This window comes from Serratia sp. root2 (genome assembly GCF_031931805.1).
Lineage (GTDB): Bacteria > Pseudomonadota > Gammaproteobacteria > Enterobacterales > Enterobacteriaceae > Serratia > Serratia inhibens.
Genome location: NZ_JAUJXB010000023.1, coordinates 1 through 549, shown reverse-complemented (window position 1 = coordinate 549; position 549 = coordinate 1). Strand labels below are relative to the sequence as shown.

General features: G+C 60.5%; 1 protein-coding gene. It reads left to right on the top strand.

All coding sequences use genetic code 11. The features are described 5' to 3' along the window. Nucleotides 1-549, top strand: a 549-nt coding sequence (locus QZQ97_RS24500; RefSeq protein WP_311995514.1) for a fimbria/pilus outer membrane usher protein, incomplete at both ends; no start/stop codon positions are given.

Below are 549 nucleotides of genomic sequence, written 5' to 3'. Positions count from 1 at the left end.
CTACGGCACCCGGACGGGCAATGGCAAAGAGATGTACACCATCACCTTCAACAAGCATTTCCGTGACTGGGGGCTGAGCAGCTACATCAACTACAGCCATCAGACCTACTGGGACCGGCCGGCCAACGATCGTTACAACCTGACGGTGTCGCGTTATTTCGACGTAGGGCGGTTCCGCAACCTGAGCCTGTCGCTGTCGGCGTACCGCAATGAATATAACGGCACCAAAGACGACGGGGCTTACCTCTCACTGTCGGTGCCGTGGGGGGACCAATCCACGGTGAGCTACAACGCCACGGTGAACCGGAACGACACCACCCACGGGGTGGGGTATTACGATCGGATTGATGAGCACAGCAACTACCAACTGAGTACCGGGACCTCGCGCAGCGGGGTGAACGTGAGCGGGTATTACACCCACGAAGGTGATGCGGCGCGCATGAGCGCCAATACCAGCTACCAGGAAGGGCGCTACAGCGCCGTCGGGATGTCGATGCAGGGAGGAATGACGCTGACGGCGAACGGGGGCGCGTTGCACCGTGCCGGCAT